Genomic DNA, 458 nt, shown 5'->3' on the forward strand with positions numbered 1-458 from the left:
CGTCAGGGTCGATAATATCTGGCGTGTCTTCGTCGACGAGCTCGTCGGGGAGGACGTTCTCCTCTTCGAGCATCGGCATGTTACCGAGGTTGTCCACGTCAGGGGTTGCTGCAGGTTCGACAGAGTGGATATCCGCTTCTTCAAGGATTTGCTGGAACTGCTCAACGGTGATGCCAGAGCGTTCCGCGAGTGATTGAAGTCTACCTGTTTTTCTATCCTCTGGGCTGAGTCGGATGCTGTCCTCGACGGCATCGATGAGGTCGTCAAAGGCGTCCCGTTCACCCGATTCGTATTGTTCGAGTTCAGTTTCGAGTTCTTCGATTTCCTGCTTGATGCGGCGGACTTCTGCTTTCTTGGATTCGAGCTGTTCTTGCTTCTCTGCAATCTCTTCTCGTAGCTGGTCGGGTCGGGTTTTCGCTGCGGCTATGCGTTTCCGAGATACCATCTCGTTGACCAGC

At 53.9% G+C, this 458-nt stretch carries 1 protein-coding gene; it reads right to left on the reverse strand.

Features of this window, described 5'->3' with window-relative positions:
• Positions 1-458 (reverse strand): nucleotide exchange factor GrpE (gene grpE / locus DVK07_RS21610; protein ID WP_158603230.1); only part of this gene is annotated, 458 nt, incomplete at both ends.

Source organism: Halorubrum sp. Atlit-26R (assembly GCF_003666015.1).
Taxonomy (GTDB): Archaea; Halobacteriota; Halobacteria; order Halobacteriales; family Haloferacaceae; genus Halorubrum.